Here is a 21,962-nt window from a genome sequence, read left to right on the forward strand (position 1 = left end):
CATGACGGTGGGACCGCCCGGTGCGGACCCTTCGCCACCACCGTCGCCCGCGGGGACGGTCGGCGTCGTCAGCCCGCCGTACCGATCTCGGTGGTCCCGCGGTGCCGGTCCCGTCAGCCCGACCAGCCGGGGCGTACCACACCGCCCTCGTACGCCGCCACGACCAGCTGCGCGCGGTCGCGAGCGCCGAGCTTCGCCATCACCCGGGAGACGTGGGTCTTGACGGTCGACTCCGACAGGTAGAGGGTGCGGGCGATCTCGTCGTTGGACAGCCCGCCGGCCACCTCGACGAGCACCTCGCGCTCGCGGGCGGTGAGGTCGTCCAGGCCGGGCGGGGGCGGCACGTCGCGGGTGGCGTCGGCGACGCGTGCGAGCAGGCGCCGGGTGACGCCGGGGGACAGGAGCGCGTCCCCGGCGGCAGTCACCCGCACCGCGCGCACCAGGTCGGCGGGCTCGGTGTCCTTCACCAGGAAGCCGCTCGCCCCGCCACGGATCGCCTCGGCCACGTACTCGTCGAGCTCGAAGGTCGTGACGACGACCACGTGCACCTCGCCCGCGCGGGGGTCGGCGACGATGCGCCGGGTGGCCTCCAGGCCGTCGGCGCCGGGCATGCGGACGTCCATGAGCACGACGTCGGGCAGCAGCTCGAGGGCGAGGCGCACCGCCTCGTCGCCGGTCGCGGCCTCGCCCACCACGGTCATGTCGGCCTCGGCGTCGAGCAGGGCGCGGAAACCGCCCCGCACCAGGGCCTGGTCGTCGGCCAGCAGCACCCGGATCATGCGTCTCCCCGTAGGTCGTCAGGCTGGTCGTCAGGCCTACCGTGCGGTGGGCCGGACCGGTCGGTCGCGGGAGCGGCGTCGAGCGGGATCGTCGCGTCGACGACGAACCCGTCCCCGACCGGCCCGGCCGCGAGCGTGCCGCCCACGCCCTCGACCCGTTCGCGCATGCCGCGCAGGCCGTAGCCGGGGCGGTTCTCGTCGGGAGGGCCGGCCGGGCCGCCGTCGTCGGACACTGCCACCCGGAGCCGGCCGTCCTCGCGGTCCGCGTGCACGACGACGGTCCGCGCGCCGGGCGCGTGCCGGCCCACGTTGGTGAGGGCCTCCTGCACCACGCGGAACGCGACGCCGGCGAGGTGCGCGGGGACCGCCCCGGCGGTCAGGAGCGCGGGGTCGACGTCGAAGCGCACGACGACGCCCCGCGCCTGCAGCGGCTCGGCCAGGCGGGGGAGGGCGGCCAGGTCCCAGGTGGGGGTGCGGGGCTCGGCGGCCGCCGCGTCCGGGCCGGCGTCCTCGCCGCGCACGACGCCGAGCACGGCACGCACCTCGTCGAGCGCGTCGCGGCTGGTCGTCTTGATCGACGCGAGCGCAGACCGCGCCTGCTCGACGTCCCGGTCCAGCAGGTGCAGGCCCACGCCCGCCTGCACGTTGATGGCGGACAGGGAGTGGGCGAGGACGTCGTGCAGCTCGCGCGCGATGCGCAGCCGTTCGGTGGCGACGGCCGTGCGTTCGCGGTCCACTCGGGCGGCGCGCAGGGCGGCGGCGCGGGCGAGCCGCTCCCGGATGCCGGTCGCGATCAGCAGCGCGACGGCGGTCCACGCGGCCCCGCCGAGGAGCGCGGCGACCCGGGTGGGCTCGTCGCGCAGCGCGGCGGCCGCCGCCACGCTGCCCCACATCAGCACGGCACCCGACCAGGCGATCGCCCGCGCCCGCGCGGGAGGGCCGGTGAGGAGCACCATGACGAGCACGCCGACCGTGCCGCCCAGCACGGGGCCCCACGCGTACCCCAGCGCGAGGTAGGTGCCGAGCGCCCCGACGGCCAGGAGCACGGCGACGACGGGGTGGCGGGGGAGTGCGAGCAGCACGACCGGCCCGACGAGGGCGAGCAGCAGCCCGAGCGCGTCGACGGCGCGCGTGCCCGGCTGCCAGTGCGACGCCCCGAGGGTCCCGAACGTCACGACGACGGCCAGCGTCGTCGCGAGGAACAGCCGGGGGCGCCACCGGTCGAGGGGGCCGCGGTCCATGCCGGGCACGCTACGCCGCGGCCGGGTCCTGCGCGTCCGCCCGTGGTGCCACGGGGGGTGGTCCCCCGGGACCACCTGCCGGGTGCCGACGAGCCGGATGAGAGGTCTCTCATCGGTCTCTCACGGCGCGCTCGCGCCGGGCCGGTCGGATGGTGCCGTGCCGACCACCGTCCCCGCCGCCGTCCCGTCCGCGCCCGCGGAGCACCGCGCCTGGCTCGACCTGCTCACCGGAGACGCCGCGGACGGCGTCCTGTCGGCGGCGCTCGCGGCGGACGACGCCGTCCTCGAGTCCTGGTCGGTGCGGCAGGTGCACGCGCGCCCCGGCGCCGAGGTCACGGCGGCCTACGAGGTCGTCGCGCGGCGCGGCGCGGGCGACGCCGCCGTGCGCGCGCCCGAGCACCTGTTCGCCACCAGCGCCCCCGCGTCGGCGTTCCGCCGGGCCCGGGGTGTCGGCGGCCCCGGCGATCGGTCCGGCGCGCTCGGCCCCGGCATCGTGCGGCTCGACGACGGCGAGCGGGTCGTGCACGTGTGGCGCCACCCGCACGACCCGGCTCTGCCCGGTCTCGCGGCGGGCAGCACGCCGTCGCGGGTCGAGGAGCGGCTGCGGACGGCGGGGGCCGACGCCCCGCTGCTGTCGCTCGAGACCGTCACCTACCGGCCCCTGCGCCGTGCGGTGCTGCGGGCGCGCACCGGCGCGGGCGCCGTCTACGTCAAGGTGGTGCGCCCCGCGCGCGTGGACGACCTCGTGCGGCGGCACGCCCTGTTCGCGGGGCGCCCGCGTTCGGTGGCCGCGCCCCGGGTGCTGTCGTGGTCCGCCGACGGCGTCGTCGTGCTCGAAGAGGTGCCCGGCGCGTCCGTCGCCGCCCTGGTCGCGCGCACGCCCGCCGAGGACCAGCCGACGTGCGTCGACCCGGCGGAGATCCTGCGGGTCACGACCGGGCTCCCCCGTGCGGGCCTCGCGCTGCCCCGCCGTCCGGCCTGGGCCGACCGGCTGCGGCACTACCTGGACGCGCTCGCGGCCGTGCACGGGGTCGACGACGCCCGGCTCGAGGCGCTGGGCGGCGCAGTCGCCGACGTCGTCGCCGCCGGCGACCCCGGGCCGCTCGTCGTGACGCACGGCGACCTGCACGCCGCGAACCTCCTGCTCGACCCGGCGACCGACGACGGCCGGGCCCGCCCGCGCATCGGCGCCGTGCTCGACGTCGACACCCTCGGCCCGGGACACCTGGTGGACGACCTGGCGTGCTCCGTCGCGCACCTGGCCGTGCTGCCGGTGCTCGACCCGCGCGGGTACGCCGGGGTGGACGGGCTGGTGGAGCGCTGCCTGGCGGAGTTCGGGCGCGTGGCGGAACCGGCCCTGCTGCGCGCCCGCGCGGCCGCGGTCGTCGCCTCGCTCGCCGCCGGGGCCGAGGACGCGGCGGGCGCCGAGGGGTTCCTGGTCGTCGCGGAGCGGCTCGCCGCGGCGGCGACGGAAGTCTGAGAGGCCTCTCATGCACGGCTCCCGACGCTCTCACCTGCGCCGCGGAGGCTGGGACCAGTCGGCGGGGAGGTCCCGCCACCAGCAGGATCCCGACACGGACGAAGGAGCAGAACGATGAAGGCACGCAGCGCATGGATCGTCACCGGGGCGCTGGGCGCGGTCGGCCTGGGGGCCGGCGTCGCCGCGGCGCAGGGCACGTTCGACCGGGCACCGTCCGACGAGGTCGTCGCGTCGGCCGTCCAGGTGGGCGACGACGGCGGGACGGGGTCCTCGGCGGCGCCCGCCGCGGACGCGGTGGCGAGCCCGTCGCCCGCGGCCGTGCAGAACGGCACGTCGATCACGACCGTGACGGCCGGGTCGGTCGCCACCCCGTCGACGGCCCCCACGACGCAGACCGCGAACACCGCACCGTCCGCCCAGACGGCCCAGACCGCACAGACGCCGGCCAGCCCCGCGACGGCGTCGTCGCCGGTGAGCCCGGTGACGCCGCAGTCGGCGCAGACGGCCCCGACGGCGGCCTCGGCGGGCTGACCGCGGCAGGCCCACAGCGGCACCGAGCGTGCTGACGTGCCGGGACCCGGTCCCGGGATCACGTCAGCACGCTCGTTCGCGTGCCGGCGGGCCGGTTCGCGCCGGCGTCAGGCCAGGCGGTAGCCCATGCCCCGCACGGTGACGAAGCGCTCCGCGCCGAGCTTGTTGCGCAGGTAGCGCACGTACACGTCCACCACGTTGGAGCCGGGGTCGAAGTCGTACCCCCACACGCGCGACAGCAGCTGCTCGCGGCTGAGCACCTGCCCGGGGTTGCGCAGGAAGGCCTCGGCGAGCGCGAACTCGCGCGCCGACAGGTCCACCTCGACACCGGTGGCGGTGGCCCGGCGGGTGCGCAGGTCGAGGCTGAGGTCGCCGTGGCTGAGCACGGTCACCTCGCCGGCGGGCTCCACGCGCAGCCGCAGCCGGATGCGGGCCAGCAGCTCCTCGAAGCGGAACGGCTTGGGCATGTAGTCGTCCGCGCCGCCCTCGAGCCCGGCCACCGTGTCGGTCACGGACGTGCGGGCGGTGAGGATGATGACGGGCATCGTCACCTTCGCCTCGCGCAGCCGGCGCAGCACCGTGAAGCCGTCCTGGTCGGGCAGGCCGAGGTCGAGCACCAGCAGGTCGAAGTCTCCCGACGACGCGAGGTCGAACGCCTCGCGCGCGGTCGCGACGGTCGTGCTCGCGTACCCGGAGGCGCGCAGCCCCTTCGCGACGAACGACGCGATGCGGGTCTCGTCCTCGGCGATGAGGATCTGGCTCACGGGGTGGGTCCTTCCTCGGGGGCGGCGTCGGGCCGCGGGCGGGGCGTGCGGCCGGCCGGCGGGACGGCGCGCGGCGCGGGGGGCAGGTCGGGCGTCGGGGCGGTGCGGGGGCTCGCGACCGTCCGGGCGGTGGGCGCCACCGGGCGGTCCGGACCTGCGACCGGACCTGCGACCGGGTTCGCGTCGGGACCGGCGTCGGGCACGGGGAGCACCGGGATCACGACCGTGAACGTGGAGCCCTGGCCCGGGGTCGAGGCCACCGTGACCTCGCCGCCGTGCCCCTCGGCGATGGCCGAGACGATGGCGAGGCCGAGGCCGGAACCGTCCCGCCGCGCGCCGTCGTGCTCGCCGCGCGCGAACCGGTCGAAGATGCGGCTCACGTCGTCGGGTGCGATGCCGACGCCCTCGTCGCGCACCCACAGGCGCACCCGGGAGCCGTCGTGGTTGGTGCGCGACCCGATCGCGATCACGCTGCCCGGCTCGGAGAACTTCACCGCGTTGGCGGCGAGCTGCAGCCACGCCTGCGTGAGGCGCTGCGCGTCCGCCATCGTGCGCGCGTCGGTGCGGGAGTCGACCAGCCAGGTGCGCTCGCCGAGGGGACGGGCCTTGTCGAGCACGTCGTCGGTGAGGCGGCCCAGCTCGACGGGGGCGGGGCGCACGAAGTCGGGCTGACCCACCGTCGCGAGCGTCACGAGGTCGTCGACGAGCCGGTTCATCCGATCGAGCTCGTCCAGGGCGAGGTCCCGCGTCTCGCGGGCGTCCGCCGGGTCCGCGGTGTCCATGAGCTCGAGGTGGCCGCGCACGATCGTCAGCGGGGTGCGCAGCTCGTGCCCGACGTCGTCGAGCAGCCGGCGCTGGGACTCGAACGACCCCTCGAGGCGGTCGAGCATGCCGTTGAACGCCTGGGTGAGGTGCGTGAGGTCGTCGTTGCCGGACTCGGGGATGCGGGCCGACAGGTCGGACTCGCCGATCTGCTGCGCGGTACGGGCCAGCATCCGGATGGGGCGCAGCAGGCGCCCCGCGAGCAGCCAGCCGACGACGCCGGTCACGACCAGCGCGGCGAGCGCCACGAGGGCGTAGCTGCGGAACACCGCCTGGGTCTCGGCGTGCTCCGCCACGCGGTCGTAGGCGAGGACGAGCGCCGCGGGCTCGCTGGACGCCGGCACGGTGCCGGAGGCCTCCGGCAGCGCGGACACCGGCGCGACGAGCGCCCGGTAGTCGGTGGTCGCGGTGCGGATCGTGCGCAGCACCACCTGGTCGGAGTGCAGCAGGGGCGTCACGGCGGCGACGAACTCGGCGTCGTCCTGCAGGTGCACCTCCACGGCCTGCTGGGACACCAGGGGGCGCTGCCCGGTGCGCAGGCCGATGACGCCCTCGTGCCGGGCGGGGACGTCGAGCTGGATGGCGGTGACCACCACCTCCTCGGCCGACGAGAACGGGTCACCCGTCACCGGGTCGACGCCGGACGCGGCCAGCGTGCGCAGCTCGTCGGCGCTCTCGGTGAGGTCGGCGTCGATGCGGTCGTCCACCTGCTCGTGCGTCAGCAGGTAGGCGGTGGCGCCGGCGAACCCCAGCGCGAGGGCGGTGAGGGCGAGGAGGGCCGTGAGGATGCGCGTGCGGACGGTGGGCCCGCCCCGGGGCCCCGGGGATCGCACCATCAGTCGTCCTCGTCGTCGTCGGGACCGTCGTCGTCGTCGGGAGCGTCGTCATCGTCGTCGTCCGTCGGCGGGACCGGCGAGACCCCGCCGTCGTCCGACGTCCGGGTCGGTTTCGGCGTCGGTGACGACGACGGCTCCGACGACGAGGGGGTCGGCTCCGGCGTGCCGGTGCTCTGGTCGGGGCTCGGCGTGGGCGACGCCGGGTCGGGGGTGGGGGAGACCACCACGACGCCTCCGACGTCGCGGTCCTCTGGCTCGGCGGTCGTGGCGGCGACGATTATGCCGGTGATCACCGCCACGAGGACGAGCCCGAGGACCCAGGGGATGGCGGCGCGCCAGCGACGTCCCGACCGTTCAGCCATGCCCGGATCATCCCGCGGACGGATGAGACGCAGATGAGAGGGGCGCGCCGGCCGGGTCGGGCGCGACGAGCCAGTCGTCGACGCCGGACAGCATCCGGCGCTTCGTGCGGTCCGACGCGCGGCTGGCCCGCACGGACGACCGTGCGAGGTCCGCCAGCTCGGCGTCGGTGAACCCGTGCACCTCGCGGGCGGCGACGTACTGGTCGAGCAGGCGGGAGGAGAACAGCAGCGGGTCGTCGGCGCCGAGCGCGACCCGGGCGCCCGCCTCGACCAGCGGCCGCAGCGGCACCGCCGCCGTGTCCGGGTAGACGCCGAGGCCCACGTTGGACGCCGGGCAGACCTCCAGCGCCACCTCCCGCTCCACCAGCTCGGCCAGCAGCGCCGGGTCCTCCCCGGCGCGCACCCCGTGCCCCAGGCGGTCCGGGTGCAGGGCGTCGACGACGTCGCGCACGTGCGCGGGCCCGAGCAGCTCGCCGCCGTGCGGCACGGACGCGAGGCCCGCCCGGCGCGCGATCCGGAACGCCGCGGCGAACTCGGCGGTGTCGCCCCGTCGCTCGTCGTTGCTCAGCCCGAATCCGACGACCTCGCCCGGGCCGTCGCCCGCGTACCGGGCCGCGAGGCGCGCCAGCGTGCGCGCGTCCAGCGGGTGCCGCATCCGCGACGCGGCCACGACCACCGCCACCTCGACGTCGTGCGCGGCGCTCGCGGCCCGCGCGGCGTCCAGCACGATCTCGACCGCGGGCGTGAGGCCGCCGACGAACGGCGCGTACGACGTCGGGTCCACCTGGATCTCGAGCCGGCGCGACCCCTCGGCGGCGTCGTCCGCCGCCGCCTCGTCGACCAGGCGACGCATGTCCGCCTCCGAGCGCACGCACGCACGGGCCGCGTCGTACAGCCGCTGGAACCGGAACCAGCCGCGTTCGTCGGCGGGCACCCGCAGCGGGTCGCCGTCCGTCAGGGCGCTCGGCAGCCGCACGCCGTGCCCGGCCGCCAGGTCGCGCAGCGTGGGCACCCGCATCGAGCCCGTGAAGTGCAGGTGCAGGTGAGCCTTGGGGAGCTTCGCCAGATCGCGCACGGCGCCAGTCTGCCCCGGGCCGGCCGGTTCAGGGCAGCCAGCCGCGCTCACGGGCGACGGTCACGGCGGCCGTGCGGTCGTCCACGCCCAGCTTGGCGAACGCCCGCAGCAGGTGCGTCTTGACCGTGGCCTCCGCGATGAACAGCTCCCGCCCCACGGCCGCGTTCGACAGGCCTCGGGCGACGAGCGTGAGCACCTCGGCCTCGCGTGCCGTCGGTCGCTCCGCAGCGGTCCGCACGCTGGTGACGAGCCGGGTCGCGACGCCCGGTGCCAGCACCGTCTCGCCGCGCGCGGCCGCCCGCACGCCTGCCACGAGCTGGTCGCGCGGGGTGTCCTTGAGCAGGTAGCCGGTGGCCCCCGCCTCGACCGCGCGCAGGATGTCGGCGTCCGTGTCGTAGGTCGTGAGTACGACGACGTGCGGGCCACGACGCGGGGCGCCGCCCCCCGACGCCCCGACGATCCGGGCGGTGGCCCCCACGCCGTCGAGGCGCGGCATCCGCAGGTCCATGAGCACGACGTCCGGCGCCAGCTCGCCCGCCAGGACTACCGCCGCCTCGCCGTCGGGCGCCTCGCCCACCACCTCGACGTCCGCCTCGCCGTCCAGCATCCCGATGATCCCGGAGCGCACCACCGGGTGGTCGTCCGCGACCAGCACCCGCACCGTGCGGCCGGGCGGGCCGGCCGGCGCGCCCGGCCCGGCGGGCGTCACGACGGCCCCCCGGCCGGCACGTGCACCTCGACGCGGGTCCCGCCCTGCTCGCCCGGCCCGACGGCGAGCGTGCCGCCCACGGTCGACACGCGCTCGCGCATCCCCGCCAGCCCGAGGCCGTCGGTGTGCCCGGGCGGCAGGCCGCGGCCGTCGTCGATCACCTCGAGCCGGACGTCCGCGGTCGGGCCGTCACCGGGCTCGCGCCGCGTCAGCCGGATCGTCACGACGCTGGCGCCGGCGTGCCTGCGCACGTTGGCCAGGGCCTCCTGCGCCGCGCGCAGCAGCACGACGTCGGCGGCCGCGTGCCCCGTCGTCCCGGGACCCTCGGCGTCGGCCTCCCGCCCGCCGACGTGGAGCTGCACCCGCGTGCCGGTCTCGGCCGTGAACCGCTCGGCGAGCCGCTGCAGCGCCTCGCCGAGCGTCGAGCCCTGCAGGGGCACGGGGGAGAACGCGGCCACGAGGGCACGCGCCTCCGCGAGGTTGTCCCGCGCCGTCTGCTCCACCAGCAGCAACCGCTCGCGGGCGCGGTCCTGCTCGCCCCGGTCGAGCGCGGCGGTCGCGGCCTGCGCCTGCGTCACGACGCTCGTGAACCCCTGCGCCAGGGTGTCGTGGATCTCCCGGGCGATGCGCTCGCGCTCGGCCGTGACGCCCGCGGCGTGGTGCGACTCGGCGAGCTCCGCCTGCGTCGCCCGCAGCTCGTGCAGCAGCCGCGCCCGCTCGTCCGAGCGGCGCATCGTGGAGGCGAACCACAGCCCCAGCAGCACCGAGAACGCGATGGCGATGGCCATCTGCGGCGCCGCCTCGACCAGCGTGGGGACGTCGAACCCCTGCTGGGCCGCGATCCCGAACGTGGTCGCGACGCCGAGGGCGACGCTCGCCACCACGGCGCGCCGCGGCGGCTCCAGGAGCATCCACAGCTGCGTGAACGAGGCGAACAGCAGGAACGTCGCCAGCCCGCCCTGGGCGACGGCGACCGCGGTCCCGGCGATCAGGACGACGACGTACGCGAGCGCCTGCCGTGGGTCGCGGGTGCGTGCGGCCCGCGCGCCCCATGCGGCGTACGCGAGGAGCATGGTGGCCATGGCGGCGTACGCCGTCCACAGCTCGCGGGCCCCGGCGTCCCCGCCGAGCGCCATGGCCGCCGCGGTCAGCAGCACGATGAGCACGAAACCCACGTCCCACCAGACGACCTGCCGGTCCCACGGGTCGGCGGTCACGCGGGCGACCTCGTCGTCGCCGGTGCCCGCGCGGGCGGCGTCGTCAGCCGTCGTCACGGCGCCGCCACCGGAAGGTGCGCACCGCGACGACCAGCCCCACGATCAGCCATGCGACCAGTACACCAGCGGTGGCCGCGAGCTGCCACGACCCGCTCGTCTCGAGCGCGGCCATCTCGTCCGGCAGGAACACCGACCGCATGCCCTGCGCGATCCACTTCAGCGGGAACACGGACGCCACGGTCTGCATCCACGACGGCAGGGCGAAGAACGCGAAGAACACGCCGGAGATGAACTGCAGCACCAGCACGACAGGGGTCACGACGGCGCTCGCGGACCGGCCGGAGCGCGGGAGCGACGAGAACCCGACGCCGCAGATGGTGCCGGTGGCCGTGCCGAGCACGAAGACCCAGGCGAACGTGACCCAGTCGGCGGGGTCGGTGGGCATCGGCACGTCGAAGGCCAGCGCGGCGACGGCCAGCAGCGCGGCCGTCTGCACCAGCGACGTCGCGAGCGTCAGGAGCACCTTGCCGCCGAAGTACGCGGTCGACGGGAGGGGCGTGGCGCGCAGGCGGCGCAGCGTGCCGTCGTCCCGCTCGACGGCGATCGAGATCACCAGCGACTGGAAGCTGGTGAGCATGATCCCGGTGGCCACCATGCCGGGCAGGAAGTACTGGGCGTAGCCGACCTCGGTGACGCCCGTGCCCTGGTCCTCGTTGCCGAACACGGTGGAGAAGATCGCGAGCATGAGGATCGGGTAGGCGAAGACGAAGACGACGGCGTCGCGCTCCCGCCAGAACTGGCGCACCTCGACGCCGGCGCGGACCAGCGAGAGCCGGACGGCGCCGGGGAGCCGTCCGCTCGTCGAGCCCGCGCGGGCCCCTGCGGCCGGGTGGGTGGTCGCGGCGCTCATGCGTCGGCTCCGTCCGTGACGAGCCCGAGGTAGACGTCCTCGAGGCTGGGGCGGGCGATGCACAGGTCGACGACCTCGCCGTCGGGTCCCGCGGCGGTCGCCATGAGGTGGGCGGCGAGCGCGGTGGGTGCGTCGGTGCGCTCCGTGTGGCGGACGCCGTCCGCGGTCCAGGTCACCACGGGAGTGCGTGCCGCGGGGCCGCCGAGCGTCTCGGGGGTGCCCTCCGCGACCACGCGCCCGTCGCGCACGACGGCGACGCGGTCGGCCAGGTGCGCGGCCTCGGCGAGGTCGTGCGTGGTGAGCAGGATGGTGGTGCCCGCGTCCCGCAGCCGCAGCACGAGGTCCCAGAACGTGCGCCTGGCCTGCGGGTCGAAGCCCGTCGTCGGTTCGTCGAGGAAGAGCAGCTCGGGGCCGCCGACGACGCCGAGCGCGACGTCGAGGCGGCGGCGCTGCCCGCCCGACAGGGAGCGCACCCGCGCTCCCGCCTTGGCGGTGAGGCCCACGGCGGCGACGACCTCGTCCGGGTCGCGGGGCGCCGGGTAGTAGCGGGCGGTCGCCCGGACCGACTCGGCGACCGAGAGCTCGGCCTGGTCGCGGGAGTCCTGCGCGACGACGCCGATGCGGGCCCGCCACGCGCGGCCGGCCCGTGCGGGGTCCTCGCCGAGCACGCGCACCTCGCCGCCGTCGCGGGCCCGGAACCCCTCGAGGATCTCGACAGTCGTCGTCTTGCCGGCGCCGTTCGGGCCGAGGACGGCGACGATCTCGCCGGTGGCGAGGTCGATGTCGAGCCCGTCGACGGCCTGCTTGGGGCCGTACCGCTTGGCCAGTCCGCGCACGCGGACAGCGGCGCGCTCGGCGGGGTGCTCGCGGACCTCGCGGCCATGGTCGACGCCGTGATCGGCACCGCGGTCGGCGGGGCGGCCCGGGGCGCCTGCCGGTGGAGCCGGGGAGGGTCTCGTCGTGGAGGTCATGCCTCGAGCCTCGCGGGGCCGGCGTGGCCTCCGGGAGCCTCGGACGGGGGGACCCGAGGTCCACCGATCGGTGGACGCCGGGCGTGGTGGCGACGGCGCGACCGGTGGTTCGACCCACGCCCCCGCGTCGCGTACAGTTGTCCCTCGGTGGTTGATGCCCGCCATGATCGAGCGCGCCCTTCCGGGGTGGTTCGAGCGTGGTGCGACGGGCGTCGGGCACGAAGGGTAGTGGCGCAATTGGTAGCGCAGCGGTCTCCAAAACCGCAGGTTGCAGGTTCGAGTCCTGTCTACCCTGCCAGCGTGTTCCCCCGCGGGGCCGCGCGCAGCGGGGCCATCGCATGACCCCGGAACGCCAGGAGTCAGTGCCGTGGGCGCGTCGCCGGCAGGTGGCGCGGCCGCAGCGGGAACGCGAAACGGGGTAGAGCGAGTGAGCGAGTCACCGGCTGAGGCCGTGGGGACGCCCGGCGGTGGCACGTCGGCCGCAGGCAAGCGCCCGAACCTGTTCGCGCGCATCGTGCTCTTCGTGCGCCAGGTCGTGGCGGAGCTCCGCAAGGTCGTGACCCCGACCCGCTCGGAGCTGGTCAACTACACGATCGTCGTCCTGGTGTTCGTCACCGTGGTCATGCTGTTCGTGACGGCGCTCGACTACGTCATCGGACTGGGCGTCCTCGCCCTCTTCGGCGACTGACCTCGGCAGACCGCCGGACGCCCGCCCCCGAAGCAAGCAGATTCCAGAAAGCAGGTTCGTTCGTGTCCCAGGATCCGCTGGACCAGACGGAGAACGTCGACCCCACCCAGCCCGACGCCGAGGGCGTCGAGGCGGACCTCGACGTGCCCGCGGACCCCGCCACGGACGCGGAGCCCGAGGCCGGCGTCGAGGACGCTGCCGCTGAGGCCGACGACGAGGCCGCTGAGGACGAGGCCGCGACCGACGAGGCTGCTGAGGACGAGGCCGCGACCGACGAGGCTGCTGAGGACGAGGCCGGAGACGACGAGGCCTCGGACGAGCGCCCGTCGGACGCCGACGGCGACGTCGTCGAGGACCCGGCCGAGGAGTTCCGCCGCACCCTGCGCTCGCAGCTCGGCGACTGGTACGTCATCCACTCCTACGCCGGGTACGAGAACCGTGTGAAGGCCAACCTGGAGAACCGCATCCAGAGCCTGAACATGGAGGACTACATCTTCCAGATCGAGGTCCCGATGGAGGAGGTGACCGAGATCAAGAACGCGCAGAAGAAGACCGTCCGCCGCGTCCGCATCCCCGGTTACGTCCTCGTCCGCATGGACCTCACCGACGAGTCGTGGGGCGCCGTGCGCCACACGCCGGGCGTCACCGGCTTCGTCGGTCACACGCACCAGCCCGTGCCGCTGACGCTCGACGAGGTGTACTCGATGCTGGCGCCGGTGTTCGTCGAGGCCGCCCCCGAGGGTGGCAAGGCCGCGGCGGCGTCGTCGGGCGCGACGGCGAAGGCCCCGGTCGAGGTCGACTTCGAGGTCGGCGAGTCGGTCACCGTCACCGACGGCCCGTTCGACACGCTGCCCGCCACGATCTCCGAGATCAACGCCGAGGCCCAGAAGCTCCAGGTCCTCGTCTCCATCTTCGGCCGGGAGACCCCGGTCGAGCTGTCGTTCAACCAGGTCGCCAAGATCTGACGGACGCAGTACTGCAACCGGGTCATCGCCCAAGGCGTCGGTCCACGAACTGAGAAAGACAGGGAAGAGTCATGCCTCCCAAGAAGAAGGTCTCCGGCCTCATCAAGCTCCAGATCAAGGCCGGTGCGGCCACGCCCGCCCCGCCGATCGGCCCCGCGCTCGGTCAGCACGGCGTGAACATCATGGAGTTCTGCAAGGCGTACAACGCGGCCACGGAGTCGCAGCGCGGCAACGTCGTCCCCGTCGAGATCACCGTGTACGAGGACCGCTCGTTCACGTTCATCACGAAGACGCCGCCGGCCGCCGAGCTGATCAAGAAGGCCGCCGGTGTGGCCAAGGGGTCCCCGACCCCGCACACCGTCAAGGTCGCGCAGCTCTCCCAGGACCAGGTCCGTGAGATCGCCCAGACGAAGCTCACCGACCTCAACGCGAACGACATCGACGCCGCGATGAAGATCGTCGCCGGCACCGCTCGTTCGATGGGCATCACCGTCGCGGAGTGATCCGCGGGCGAGCCGCCCGACCGTGACCGGACCCGTCCGGTCCGGGCGGCCCGCACCAAGTCCCGGCGAACGACGCCGGGCACGTGGCAGGGTCCGCGCGGACCCGCTCACCACGACTGCAGAAGGAGAAGCAGATGGCAACGCGCAGCAAGGCATACCGCGCCGCGGCGGAGAAGATCGACCGCGACGCCCTGTACGCCCCCCTCGAGGCGGTCCGCCTCGCCAAGGAGACCGCGACGGTCAAGTACGACGCGACCGTCGAGGTCGTGTTCCGCCTGGGCGTCGACCCCCGCAAGGCCGACCAGATGGTCCGCGGCACGGTCAACCTGCCTCACGGCACCGGCAAGACGGCCCGCGTGATCGTCTTCGCGAACGCCGCCAAGGCCGAGGAGGCCGTGGCCGCCGGCGCCGACGAGGTCGGTGGCGACGAGCTCATCGCCAAGGTGGCCGCCGGTTACACCGACTTCGACGCCGCCGTGGCGACGCCGGACCTCATGGGCAAGGTCGGTCGTCTGGGCAAGGTGCTGGGCCCCCGTGGTCTCATGCCGAACCCGAAGACCGGCACCGTGACGATGGACGTGACCAAGGCCGTGTCCGACATCAAGGGCGGCAAGATCGAGTTCCGCGTGGACAAGCACTCGAACCTGCACTTCATCATCGGCAAGGCGTCCTTCGACGAGACCGCGCTGGTGGAGAACTACGCCGTCGCGCTCGAGGAGGTCCTGCGCCTCAAGCCGACGTCGTCCAAGGGCCGGTACATCACCAAGGCCACGATGGCGACGACGATGGGCCCGGGCATCCCGCTCGACCAGTCGCGCACCACGAAGCTGCTCGACGAGGCGTGATCCCGGAAGGGACCCGCTGAACCATCGCACGACGGCCCGGCACCCGCGAGGGTGCCGGGCCGTCGTCGTTCTCTCCGCAGGCACCGGTCGACCGCGGTGGCGGTCATGGGTGACGGTGCCCCTCGAGGCCGGGCAGGTCGGGGAGGCGGTGCTCGCCGTGCGGCACCGCCCGTGCGCCCGCCTCCGTGTCGGCAAGGCCCGCGGTCGCGACGGCGGAGACGGCGACCGCGCCCACGAACAGGAGCGCCAGCGACACCGCAGGACGCCCTCTCCGTCCGACGCCCGTGGCTCCCGACGCTTCCCGCGACCCGTCGGCTCCGTCCGTGGCCGGTCGGACGGGGCCCGGCTGCGTGGTCGCGCCGACCACGGCGGCGGCGGTGAGCTGGAGCGCGGCGGCCGCGATCGCCGCGACCACGTGGCTCCCTTGCGCGACGCCCAGCGCGATCCCGAGCACGCTCGCCACCGCGAGCGCTCCCAGGCCGATCCGCCCGAGGACGGCGGGATCCGCGCCGCGCACCGTCGCCCCGCGCAGGACGAGCACCGCCACGACGAGCTCGGCCGTGCCGACGACCAGCGCGAGCAGTCCCTGCGGGCGGGGGAACGCGCCCCGTACCAGGCCCAGCTGGACGAGGCCGGCGCCGACCAGGGCGAAGGCGACGAGGGTGCGCGACACGGGCGCGGTCGGGCTCATGCCGTCGCGGCCTCCGCCTCGCGACGGCGGTCCGCACCGAGCCCGACGCCGAGCAGCAGGATCGCGCTCGCCAGGTGGAGCACGTTGTCGGCACCGTTGAGCGCGATGATGTTGGCCCCCGTGCCGATGAGGAACAGTCCGAGGACGCCCACGAGGAGGTAGACGGCGCCGATCGTCACGTTGACGCCCCGGGCCGCCGTCACCGTCCGCGACGCGAGGAGCAGGGCGGCGCCGACGCCGAGGTGGACGATGTTGTGCAGCGGGTTCACCTCGAACAGCAAGAGGGTGTTCCCCTCGGTCGCGGCGAAGCCGACGCCCGCCGTGACGACGAAGCCGGCGAGGCCCACCAGCAGGTACACGGTGCCGAAGACTGCCGCGAGGAGGCGGTTCGCAGACGAGGCCATGATGGCAACTCCCTCTTCTCTCGGGCGCGAGGTGGTCCCGCGCTCACCGGGAGTTCGGAGCAGACGCCGACGTGGATGGGTGTGTATCAGGGCCACGGCGACGTCCTCCCTCCCCGTGACGACGAGAGCGCCGTCCGGTGCGGCCCGCGGGGCGAAGGGAGGCATGCGCGTGATGCAACCTCATCCTTCATCCGTTCTGACGAGCGCCGTAGGCTCGGAGGTTCCGGGGCGCGGCCGTCCCGGCTTCTCGACGAGCCCCCACGAGGTGCGAACAGTCATGACACGAGCCACGGAGGAGCCTCCCGGTGGGACGCCGGACGCCGACGAGAGCCTGGGCGACCGGGCGGCGCGGGCGGTCCTGGAGTTCCGCGAGGGACGCACGGACGCCCTGACCGACCTGGTCCGCGAGGCGACGCCGCTGCTGTGGCACACGGTGCGCGCCCAGGGCGTGGACCGCGACGTGGCCGACGACGTGGTGCAGTCCACGTGGGCGGCGCTGGTCCGGCACGCGGAGACGATCGCCGAGCCGAAGGCCGTGCTGAAGTGGCTCCTGGTGACCGCTCGTCGGGCCGCGTGGGAGACGGTGCGCAAGGGCAGGGCCGACCTGCGGCGCCGCACCGAGCTCCCCGACGACGTGACGGAGGGCTCCGCCGCTCTGCCCGACGCGGGACCGGGCCCGGAGGCCGAGGTCCTGAACGACGAGCGCGACCGGATCCTCTGGTCGTCGCTCCGGCGGCTCCCGGAGCGGTGCCAGGAGCTGTTGCGACTCGTCTCGCTCGCCGACCGCCCGGACTACAAGGCGATCTCGGCGTCGATCGGCATGCCGGTGGGAAGCATCGGCGCGACACGGGGACGGTGCCTGGCGAAGCTGCGCGCCGTCCTCACCGAGCAAGGGGAGGCCTCGTGGACATGAGCCGGAAGCACGAGAACGCGTGGGGTGCGCCCGTGCCCGGAGAGGACGAGCCCCTGGACGAGCGCGACCTCGCCGTCCTGGACCGGCTCGGCCGCGCCGTGCAGGTGGTGGACCCCGTGCCCGAGAGCCTGGTGGAGCGGTCGCTCTTCGCGATGACGCTCGCGCGCCTCGAGGCCGAGATCATGGAGCTGCAGCAGATCGAGGCCCCCGCCGGGTCCGTGCGCGGTGACGCCCCGCCGCTCGAGGCCCGCACCATCACCTTCACCCACGAGCGGCTCACCGTGATGATCGCGCTGTCCGCGGACGACGACGGCGCCCACGTGCGTCTCGACGGCTGGGTCGCGCCCGCCGCCACCCTCGTCGTCGAGCTGCGCCAGCCCGGCGGCGAGCGCACCACGACCGCCGACGACGACGGCCGCTTCGCCTTCACCGCCGTCGACCGCGGCCCCACCAGCCTGCTCGTGCGCCTGCCCGACGGCGGCGACGTCACCGTCGCCACGCCGGTCATCGAGCTCTGAACCCGGGCGCGACCTGCGCCCATCCTGATCGTGCGCCGATCCGGCGCGCGCGTGACGAGGAGGACACGTGACCGAGAGCCCTGTGGGACCGATGCCGAGCAGGCCTGAGCCGAGGATCCGGTTCCTGGACCCCAGCACGGCTCGACGGAGCCCTGGTCAGCGCCAGGTCGGATCGACCTGGTACGTGGCCGATCGTCTGCTGGTCCGCGGCGGCCTCCCTGACTCGATCCGTGGCCGCCTCCGTGCTCCGGAGGGCGCTTCTGGGCTGCCGGCGGTTCTCTCCCTGGAGCCGAGCGGGGACGAGGACGCGGCCGCCGCCGGTTTCGAGCGGGCGGCTCGTCGCCAGGGGTGCCACGTCGGCGTCGAGGTCAGGTACCGGCACGGGGCCGAGCCCGCCGCGGACGCGCAGCCCCTCGACCTGGTCGACGAGGACCAGGGCTTCGTGCTCCGGCTGATCGCGGACCGGCCCGACGTGCAGCCGGACGCCTGGGAGGTCCTCGAGGAAGACGCTCGCGACGAGTCCACCCCCTGGACCCTCAGTCTTGATCACGTGATGACGGCGCTCCCGTTCACGACTCACCCGTTCACGACTCACCCCTTCACGACCCATCCGTTCACGACCCATCCGTTCACGACTCATCCGTTCACGACTCACCCGTTTGCGGCGCAGCCGTTCACGACTCACCCCTTCACGACCCACGGGATGGCGGAATACGGGGTGCCTGGTAGTGGTGGCCGGTCGCCGGTGGCATGGCTCGGGGCCCCGCCGACGCGCCGGGTCCGGGACGACGGAGACGAGTCGCGGACCCCGGACGGCGCGGTCCGCCCGGTGGTAGCGATCGTCGACACAGGGATCGGGACCCATCCGTGGTTCGGTACCTATGGTCTCGATGCCGACCAGGACGAGGGCAACGGTGTGGTGATCCGCGGGTCGAAGCTGCCCGACGGTCCCATCGGGACCTACCCGGTGCCGGAGCTGCCCGAGGAGGACGCCGAGATCGGTGGTGCGAGCACCGCCCCCCTGACGGGGCCCCTCGATCCTGTCGCGGGGCACGGGACGTTCATCGCGGGGATCGTGCACCAGACCTGCCCTGACGCGCGACTTCTCCCGGTGCGTGTGGTCGGGGGGGCCGGTGCCGCGATCGAGTCCGAGGTGATCGAGTCATTGCGGCGACTGCTGCGGTTCCACCGCCAGGGACTCGCAGGGGAGGCGGGCTACGTCGCGGTCGACGTGGTGGTCCTCCCGATGGGCTATTACCACGAGCAGCCGGAAGACCTGCAGTGGGACCACCCGCTCTCCGACGTGCTGGCCCGCCTGCGTGACTCCGGGGTCGCGGTCGTCGTGGCCGCGGGCAATGACGGCGAGACGCGTCCCGAGTTCCCCGCCGCGTTCGCGCCCGAGGTGGACCGGCGTGCTACCCCGCCCCGGATCGTTCGCGCACGGGACACGAGCGTGCAACGGCCCCCGATCCTCGCTGTAGGTGCCGCCAACCCCGACGGGTCGACGGCATTGTTCAGCAACGACGGCCCCTGGGTGACGTGCGTCCGTCCCGGTGCGGCGGTGGTGAGCACCGTGCCACGGACTCTCGACGGCCCGAGCACGCCGTCGCTCCGCACCCGGGAACGGTTTGCCGACGCCGTGCGCTCGACGATCGATCCGGAGGGGTTCCAGGGAGGATTCGCTACCTGGAGCGGTACGTCGTTCGCCGCTCCCGTCCTTGCGGGTGAGATCGCCAGAGAGCTGCTCGCCGAGCGGAGTCGACCGGCCCTTCCGGCGGACGCTACGCTCGCGGGATCGGCCGATCGGGCCGATCGAGACGGCGAGGCGCGGGTGGCAGCGATCTGGCGAGCCATCTCCGGGGCGACGGGAGGCCTGTCGTTCGACGAGGCGTCAACCCCGGGGTGATGCACGAGGGGTGAGGCATGAGCGACGCGCTGGCGGCCGTCCGCGCCGAGGTCGACGAGATCCGGACGCACGCGCGCGCTCACCGACAGTTCGCGAGCGCACTCGACCGTTATCAGAAGGCCCTGGTGCGGCTCGACGCGCTGGAGTCGATCGGGACAGAGGACCGTGTCGCCGCCGTGCGGGCGCGGGTGCTGGTCGGGATCGCCGCGTGCGAGGGGGAACTCGGCGCGGACCGCGAGGTGGTCCTGGCAACGCTCGCCGCCGCGGCGGCGACGGCGCTCCGAGCCCAGAGCGCGGAGATGGTGGCCCTCGTCCACGCGAACCTCGGCCTGCAGCTCCTGCGCTCGGGTGACCATGACGACGCCAGGCGCGAGCTCGACGCGGCTCTGGAAGGTCTGGTGGACGAGTCGGAGATGCTTCCGGTGCTCATCAACCGTGGCTCTCTCCGACTCGAGATCGGAGCCATCGACGATGCCGTGGACGATCTCCAGCGGTGTTTGGACATCGCGCGGGAGGTAGGGGACGAGCAACTGATCCCGATGGCCGAGCACAACCTGGGCTATGCCTTCTTCCTCGGGGGTGACCTGCCGGCGGCGCTCCGTGCGATGGACGCAGCCGCGGAGTCGGCACCACCAGAGCATGCGGGCGTCGGGCTGATGGACAAGGCCACGGTCCTCTACGAGGCGGGTCTTCTGACGGATGCGGAAACCGCGCTCGGCCGGGCTGCGGAGATCCTCGATGCCACGGGTGGGGCACGAGACCTGTTGGACGCAGAGCTCGAGCGGGCCCGGTGCCTGGTGGGCCTGGCCCGGTTCGCCGAGGCGCAAGCACTCGCCGAGCAGGTCCGCGACCAGGCTCGCAGAGCGGGACACGGGATCATGGCGCTGCGCGCGGAGTTCGTGGGCCTGGACTCGAGGTTCGGCCGGATGGTCGAGAGGACGTCGACCGCGCAGGCCCTCCGGTTGGCCAAAGCAGCTGACGAGCTCTGTCGTCGTGCGGAGGAACAGCACGGAGCGGAGCGAGTCCTCATCGATGCCCGGCTGCTCGCAGCGGAGGCGTGGGCACGATCCGGGAGATTCGACCGTTCGCAGGCCGACCTGCTTGCGCTGCCTCCCGCCTCGGGGATGGCGCTCGGGGCTCGGGTGCGTGCGGAAGTCGTCTCGGCCCTGTGCGGCTACGGGGCCGGCATGCGCCGGTCCGGCCTGGCGGCGGTGCGTCGGGGGTATCGGCTGCTCGCTGAGCAGCGTCAGCAGCTCGGGGCCGTCGAGGCGGTGACCGCCGCAGCGGTCCACGGGATCAGGCTCCAGGGCGTGGACATCGACGCCGCCCTGCGCTCCACCTCGCCCGATCCGCTCTTCGACGCGCTGGAACGAGGGCGCGCGACGTTCGCCGGCTCGGGTCGTGTGCGACCTCCGGACGACCCGCGTACGGCGGAGCTCGTGGTGTCGGCCAGACGCCTCATGGAGAACGCCCGGCAGCTCAGGGGCAGCGAGCACGCCGGGGACGGCGAAGGCGGGCGCGGCGCCGACCTGCACCGTGACGCTCGCCGGCTGCAGCACCAGGCGAGGGAGCGGACGTGGCACTCGGGTGGGGTCGCCGGCGTGCCGACACCGGCCTCGGCGAGGGAGCTCCGGTCCGACCTTCGTGCGTCGGGCTCCGACCGGGTCGTGCTCAACCTGACCATGAACGGTGGGCGGGTACGCGCGGTTCGCCTTGATGCTGACGGTGCGCGGCTGCTCGACCTCGGACCGCTGTCGCCATACCTGGAGCTCGTGCGGCGGATCCGCGCCGACCAGCAGGTGCTGGCGAACCGCATGCTGCCGACACCGATGCGGGAGGTCGTGCTCACCTCGCTGCGCGGCGCGCTGCGCCGTCTCGACGGCCTTCTACTCGGCACGCTCGACGTCGCAGGTCGGCACGTCTACGTCGCAGCCCGCGACAGGATCGTCTCGTTGCCGTGGGCGGCGTTGCCCTCCCGGCGAGGGTTGTCGACGGTCGTCAACTCCTGGGTGGCCCGAGGACACGCGGACTGGTCGCCCGGACCTGGGCTCTCGGTCGCCGGGTCCGGTCTGGTCCATGCTGTGACGGAGGCGGAGCAGGTCGCGGCGACGTGGGGGAGTGGTGCCACGCTCCTGACCGGCCCGGACGCCACCTGCGCCGCGGTGTCGCAGGCCCTCGAGGGCGCCCCCGTGGTCCACATCGCCGCTCACGGGACCCACGAGCCGGACAACCCGGTGTTCTCGAGCCTTCTTCTGGCCGACGGTCCGCTGTTCGCCCACGAGCTGGACGGGCGCGATCTGTCGCGGTCGGTGATGGTCCTGTCGGCGTGCGACGTCGGCTCGGCGAGCATCCGGCACGGTGGTGAGCCGCTGGGGCTGACGAGCGTGCTGCTGCGCATGGGTGCCCGGGCCGTGATCGCCAGCGTCGCACCGCTACGGGACGACGTCGCCGTCCGTGTGATGCCCGCGCTGCACCATGGGCTCCGTGACGGGTTGCGGCCGGGGGCGGCCCTCGCCCGTGCCGTGGCGGACGAGCCCGAGCCGGTGCCCCTGGTGTGCTTCGGCCCCCTCGTCCTGTGATGTGGACGACATCTTGCGCTCACCCCGCCCGCCGCCGTTGTGATGTGGCTGCCGATCTCAACAGCCCGCCGCTGGGCTGGGACAACCGACGGAAGGACGTTCGATGAAGACACGTGCCACCCGCGTCATCGCTGGTCTGCTGCTCGCCGCCACCGCCGTGGTCGGCGCCGCTGCTACGGCATCGGCGGAGCCCCCGGGCCCGCAGCATCCGTTCAGCTCTCACTGACGGCAACAGGTCCCCGTCTGTGAGCGG

General features: G+C 74.4%; 23 protein-coding genes and 1 tRNA gene. 12 read left to right on the forward strand and 12 right to left on the reverse strand.

Annotated elements, in window-relative coordinates; genetic code table 11:
* Positions 1 to 113: 113 nt before the first annotated feature.
* Both B5Y66_RS05750 and B5Y66_RS05755 read right to left on the reverse strand, forming a co-directional pair.
* The gene (locus B5Y66_RS05750) at positions 114 to 779 is read right to left on the reverse strand and encodes a response regulator (protein ID WP_079572356.1); all 666 of its coding nucleotides are present in this window, start codon (positions 777 to 779) and stop codon (positions 114 to 116) included.
* Positions 776 to 2,020 carry a sensor histidine kinase gene (locus B5Y66_RS05755; RefSeq protein ID WP_079572359.1) on the reverse strand — a complete coding sequence of 415 codons (1,245 nt, stop codon included), beginning with the start codon at positions 2,018 to 2,020 and terminating at the stop codon, positions 776 to 778. Before B5Y66_RS05755 ends, B5Y66_RS05750 begins: the two co-directional genes overlap by 4 nt.
* 157 nt (positions 2,021 to 2,177) lie before the next feature.
* Here B5Y66_RS05755 and B5Y66_RS05760 point away from each other — a divergent pair, with 157 nt between their 5' ends.
* Both B5Y66_RS05760 and B5Y66_RS05765 read left to right on the forward strand, forming a co-directional pair.
* Positions 2,178 to 3,500 (forward strand): phosphotransferase family protein, encoded by a 1,323-nt coding sequence (locus B5Y66_RS05760; RefSeq protein ID WP_139820752.1) that lies wholly within the window; start codon positions 2,178 to 2,180, stop codon positions 3,498 to 3,500.
* A 114-nt stretch (positions 3,501 to 3,614) separates the two neighbouring features.
* Positions 3,615 to 4,031 carry a hypothetical protein gene (locus B5Y66_RS05765; protein WP_079572364.1) on the forward strand — a complete coding sequence of 139 codons (417 nt, stop codon included), beginning with the start codon at positions 3,615 to 3,617 and terminating at the stop codon, positions 4,029 to 4,031.
* 107 nt (positions 4,032 to 4,138) lie between these two features.
* Here B5Y66_RS05765 and B5Y66_RS05770 read toward each other — a convergent pair whose 3' ends face one another.
* Genes B5Y66_RS05770 through B5Y66_RS05805 form a run of 8 tightly spaced genes read right to left on the reverse strand, consistent with a single transcriptional unit; the run spans position 4,139 to position 11,697 of the window.
* Positions 4,139 to 4,795 carry a response regulator transcription factor gene (locus B5Y66_RS05770; protein WP_079572366.1) on the reverse strand — a complete coding sequence of 219 codons (657 nt, stop codon included), beginning with the start codon at positions 4,793 to 4,795 and terminating at the stop codon, positions 4,139 to 4,141.
* Positions 4,792 to 6,453, reverse strand: a complete 1,662-nt coding sequence (locus B5Y66_RS05775; RefSeq protein WP_139820753.1) for a sensor histidine kinase — start codon at positions 6,451 to 6,453, stop codon at positions 4,792 to 4,794. The genes B5Y66_RS05770 and B5Y66_RS05775 overlap by 4 nt, the downstream gene beginning before the upstream one ends.
* Positions 6,453 to 6,815, reverse strand: a complete 363-nt coding sequence (locus tag B5Y66_RS05780; protein ID WP_079572368.1) for a hypothetical protein — start codon at positions 6,813 to 6,815, stop codon at positions 6,453 to 6,455. Before B5Y66_RS05780 ends, B5Y66_RS05775 begins: the two co-directional genes overlap by 1 nt.
* Before the next feature lie 7 nt (positions 6,816 to 6,822).
* A complete protein-coding gene (locus B5Y66_RS05785; RefSeq protein ID WP_079572371.1) occupies positions 6,823 to 7,890 on the reverse strand; it encodes an adenosine deaminase in 1,068 nt (355 codons plus the stop codon).
* 28 nt (positions 7,891 to 7,918) lie between these two features.
* Entirely contained in the window at positions 7,919 to 8,599 is a 681-nt protein-coding gene (locus B5Y66_RS05790) for a response regulator (protein WP_217700734.1), read from the reverse strand.
* Positions 8,596 to 9,873 (reverse strand): sensor histidine kinase, encoded by a 1,278-nt coding sequence (locus tag B5Y66_RS05795; protein ID WP_245806957.1) that lies wholly within the window; start codon positions 9,871 to 9,873, stop codon positions 8,596 to 8,598. Before B5Y66_RS05795 ends, B5Y66_RS05790 begins: the two co-directional genes overlap by 4 nt.
* Positions 9,860 to 10,726 (reverse strand): ABC transporter permease, encoded by an 867-nt coding sequence (locus tag B5Y66_RS05800; protein ID WP_079572373.1) that lies wholly within the window; start codon positions 10,724 to 10,726, stop codon positions 9,860 to 9,862. The genes B5Y66_RS05795 and B5Y66_RS05800 overlap by 14 nt, the downstream gene beginning before the upstream one ends.
* On the reverse strand, positions 10,723 to 11,697 hold the full coding sequence (locus B5Y66_RS05805) for an ABC transporter ATP-binding protein (RefSeq protein WP_176168794.1): 975 nt from the start codon (positions 11,695 to 11,697) through the stop codon (positions 10,723 to 10,725). The genes B5Y66_RS05800 and B5Y66_RS05805 overlap by 4 nt, the downstream gene beginning before the upstream one ends.
* A 222-nt stretch (positions 11,698 to 11,919) precedes the next feature.
* Here B5Y66_RS05805 and B5Y66_RS05810 point away from each other — a divergent pair.
* From B5Y66_RS05810 to rplA, 5 genes are all read left to right on the forward strand, one after another.
* Positions 11,920 to 11,995: transfer RNA gene (locus B5Y66_RS05810), tRNA-Trp, on the forward strand.
* Positions 11,996 to 12,124: 129 nt separating this feature from the next.
* Entirely contained in the window at positions 12,125 to 12,385 is a 261-nt protein-coding gene (secE, locus tag B5Y66_RS05815) for a preprotein translocase subunit SecE (protein WP_079572378.1), read from the forward strand.
* A gap of 62 nt (positions 12,386 to 12,447) precedes the next feature.
* Positions 12,448 to 13,350 (forward strand): transcription termination/antitermination protein NusG, encoded by a 903-nt coding sequence (gene nusG / locus B5Y66_RS05820; RefSeq protein ID WP_079572380.1) that lies wholly within the window; start codon positions 12,448 to 12,450, stop codon positions 13,348 to 13,350.
* Positions 13,351 to 13,421: 71 nt separating this feature from the next.
* Entirely contained in the window at positions 13,422 to 13,853 is a 432-nt protein-coding gene (gene rplK / locus B5Y66_RS05825; RefSeq protein ID WP_079572382.1) for a 50S ribosomal protein L11, read from the forward strand.
* A gap of 134 nt (positions 13,854 to 13,987) precedes the next feature.
* Positions 13,988 to 14,698 carry a 50S ribosomal protein L1 gene (gene rplA, locus B5Y66_RS05830; RefSeq protein WP_079572384.1) on the forward strand — a complete coding sequence of 237 codons (711 nt, stop codon included), beginning with the start codon at positions 13,988 to 13,990 and terminating at the stop codon, positions 14,696 to 14,698.
* Between the two features lie 103 nt (positions 14,699 to 14,801).
* Here the strand turns inward: rplA and B5Y66_RS05835 are convergent, their stop codons facing one another.
* Together B5Y66_RS05835 and B5Y66_RS05840 are read right to left on the reverse strand one after the other, a co-directional pair.
* Positions 14,802 to 15,389 (reverse strand): hypothetical protein, encoded by a 588-nt coding sequence (locus B5Y66_RS05835; protein ID WP_079572386.1) that lies wholly within the window; start codon positions 15,387 to 15,389, stop codon positions 14,802 to 14,804.
* A complete protein-coding gene (locus B5Y66_RS05840; protein WP_079572388.1) occupies positions 15,386 to 15,793 on the reverse strand; it encodes a DUF4383 domain-containing protein in 408 nt (135 codons plus the stop codon). The genes B5Y66_RS05835 and B5Y66_RS05840 overlap by 4 nt, the downstream gene beginning before the upstream one ends.
* A gap of 277 nt (positions 15,794 to 16,070) precedes the next feature.
* Between B5Y66_RS05840 and B5Y66_RS05845 the strand changes: the two genes are divergently transcribed.
* The 5 genes from B5Y66_RS05845 (at position 16,071) to B5Y66_RS23110 (ending at position 21,935) form a co-directional block, all read left to right on the forward strand.
* Entirely contained in the window at positions 16,071 to 16,706 is a 636-nt protein-coding gene (locus B5Y66_RS05845; protein ID WP_079572390.1) for an RNA polymerase sigma factor, read from the forward strand.
* Complete coding sequence (locus B5Y66_RS05850; protein ID WP_079572392.1) at positions 16,703 to 17,224, forward strand: carboxypeptidase-like regulatory domain-containing protein; 522 nt, start codon at positions 16,703 to 16,705, stop codon at positions 17,222 to 17,224. The genes B5Y66_RS05845 and B5Y66_RS05850 overlap by 4 nt, the downstream gene beginning before the upstream one ends.
* Positions 17,225 to 17,666: 442 nt before the next feature.
* Entirely contained in the window at positions 17,667 to 19,130 is a 1,464-nt protein-coding gene (locus B5Y66_RS05855) for a S8 family peptidase (protein WP_139820755.1), read from the forward strand.
* 17 nt (positions 19,131 to 19,147) lie between these two features.
* Positions 19,148 to 21,709 carry a CHAT domain-containing protein gene (locus tag B5Y66_RS05860; protein ID WP_079572397.1) on the forward strand — a complete coding sequence of 854 codons (2,562 nt, stop codon included), beginning with the start codon at positions 19,148 to 19,150 and terminating at the stop codon, positions 21,707 to 21,709.
* Between the two features lie 103 nt (positions 21,710 to 21,812).
* Complete coding sequence (locus B5Y66_RS23110) at positions 21,813 to 21,935, forward strand: hypothetical protein (protein WP_281251988.1); 123 nt, start codon at positions 21,813 to 21,815, stop codon at positions 21,933 to 21,935.
* The last annotated feature ends 27 nt before the right edge of the window (positions 21,936 to 21,962 follow it).

Source organism: Krasilnikoviella flava (genome assembly GCF_900167525.1).
In the GTDB taxonomy this organism is placed as follows: Bacteria; Actinomycetota; Actinomycetes; order Actinomycetales; family Cellulomonadaceae; genus Isoptericola; species Isoptericola flavus.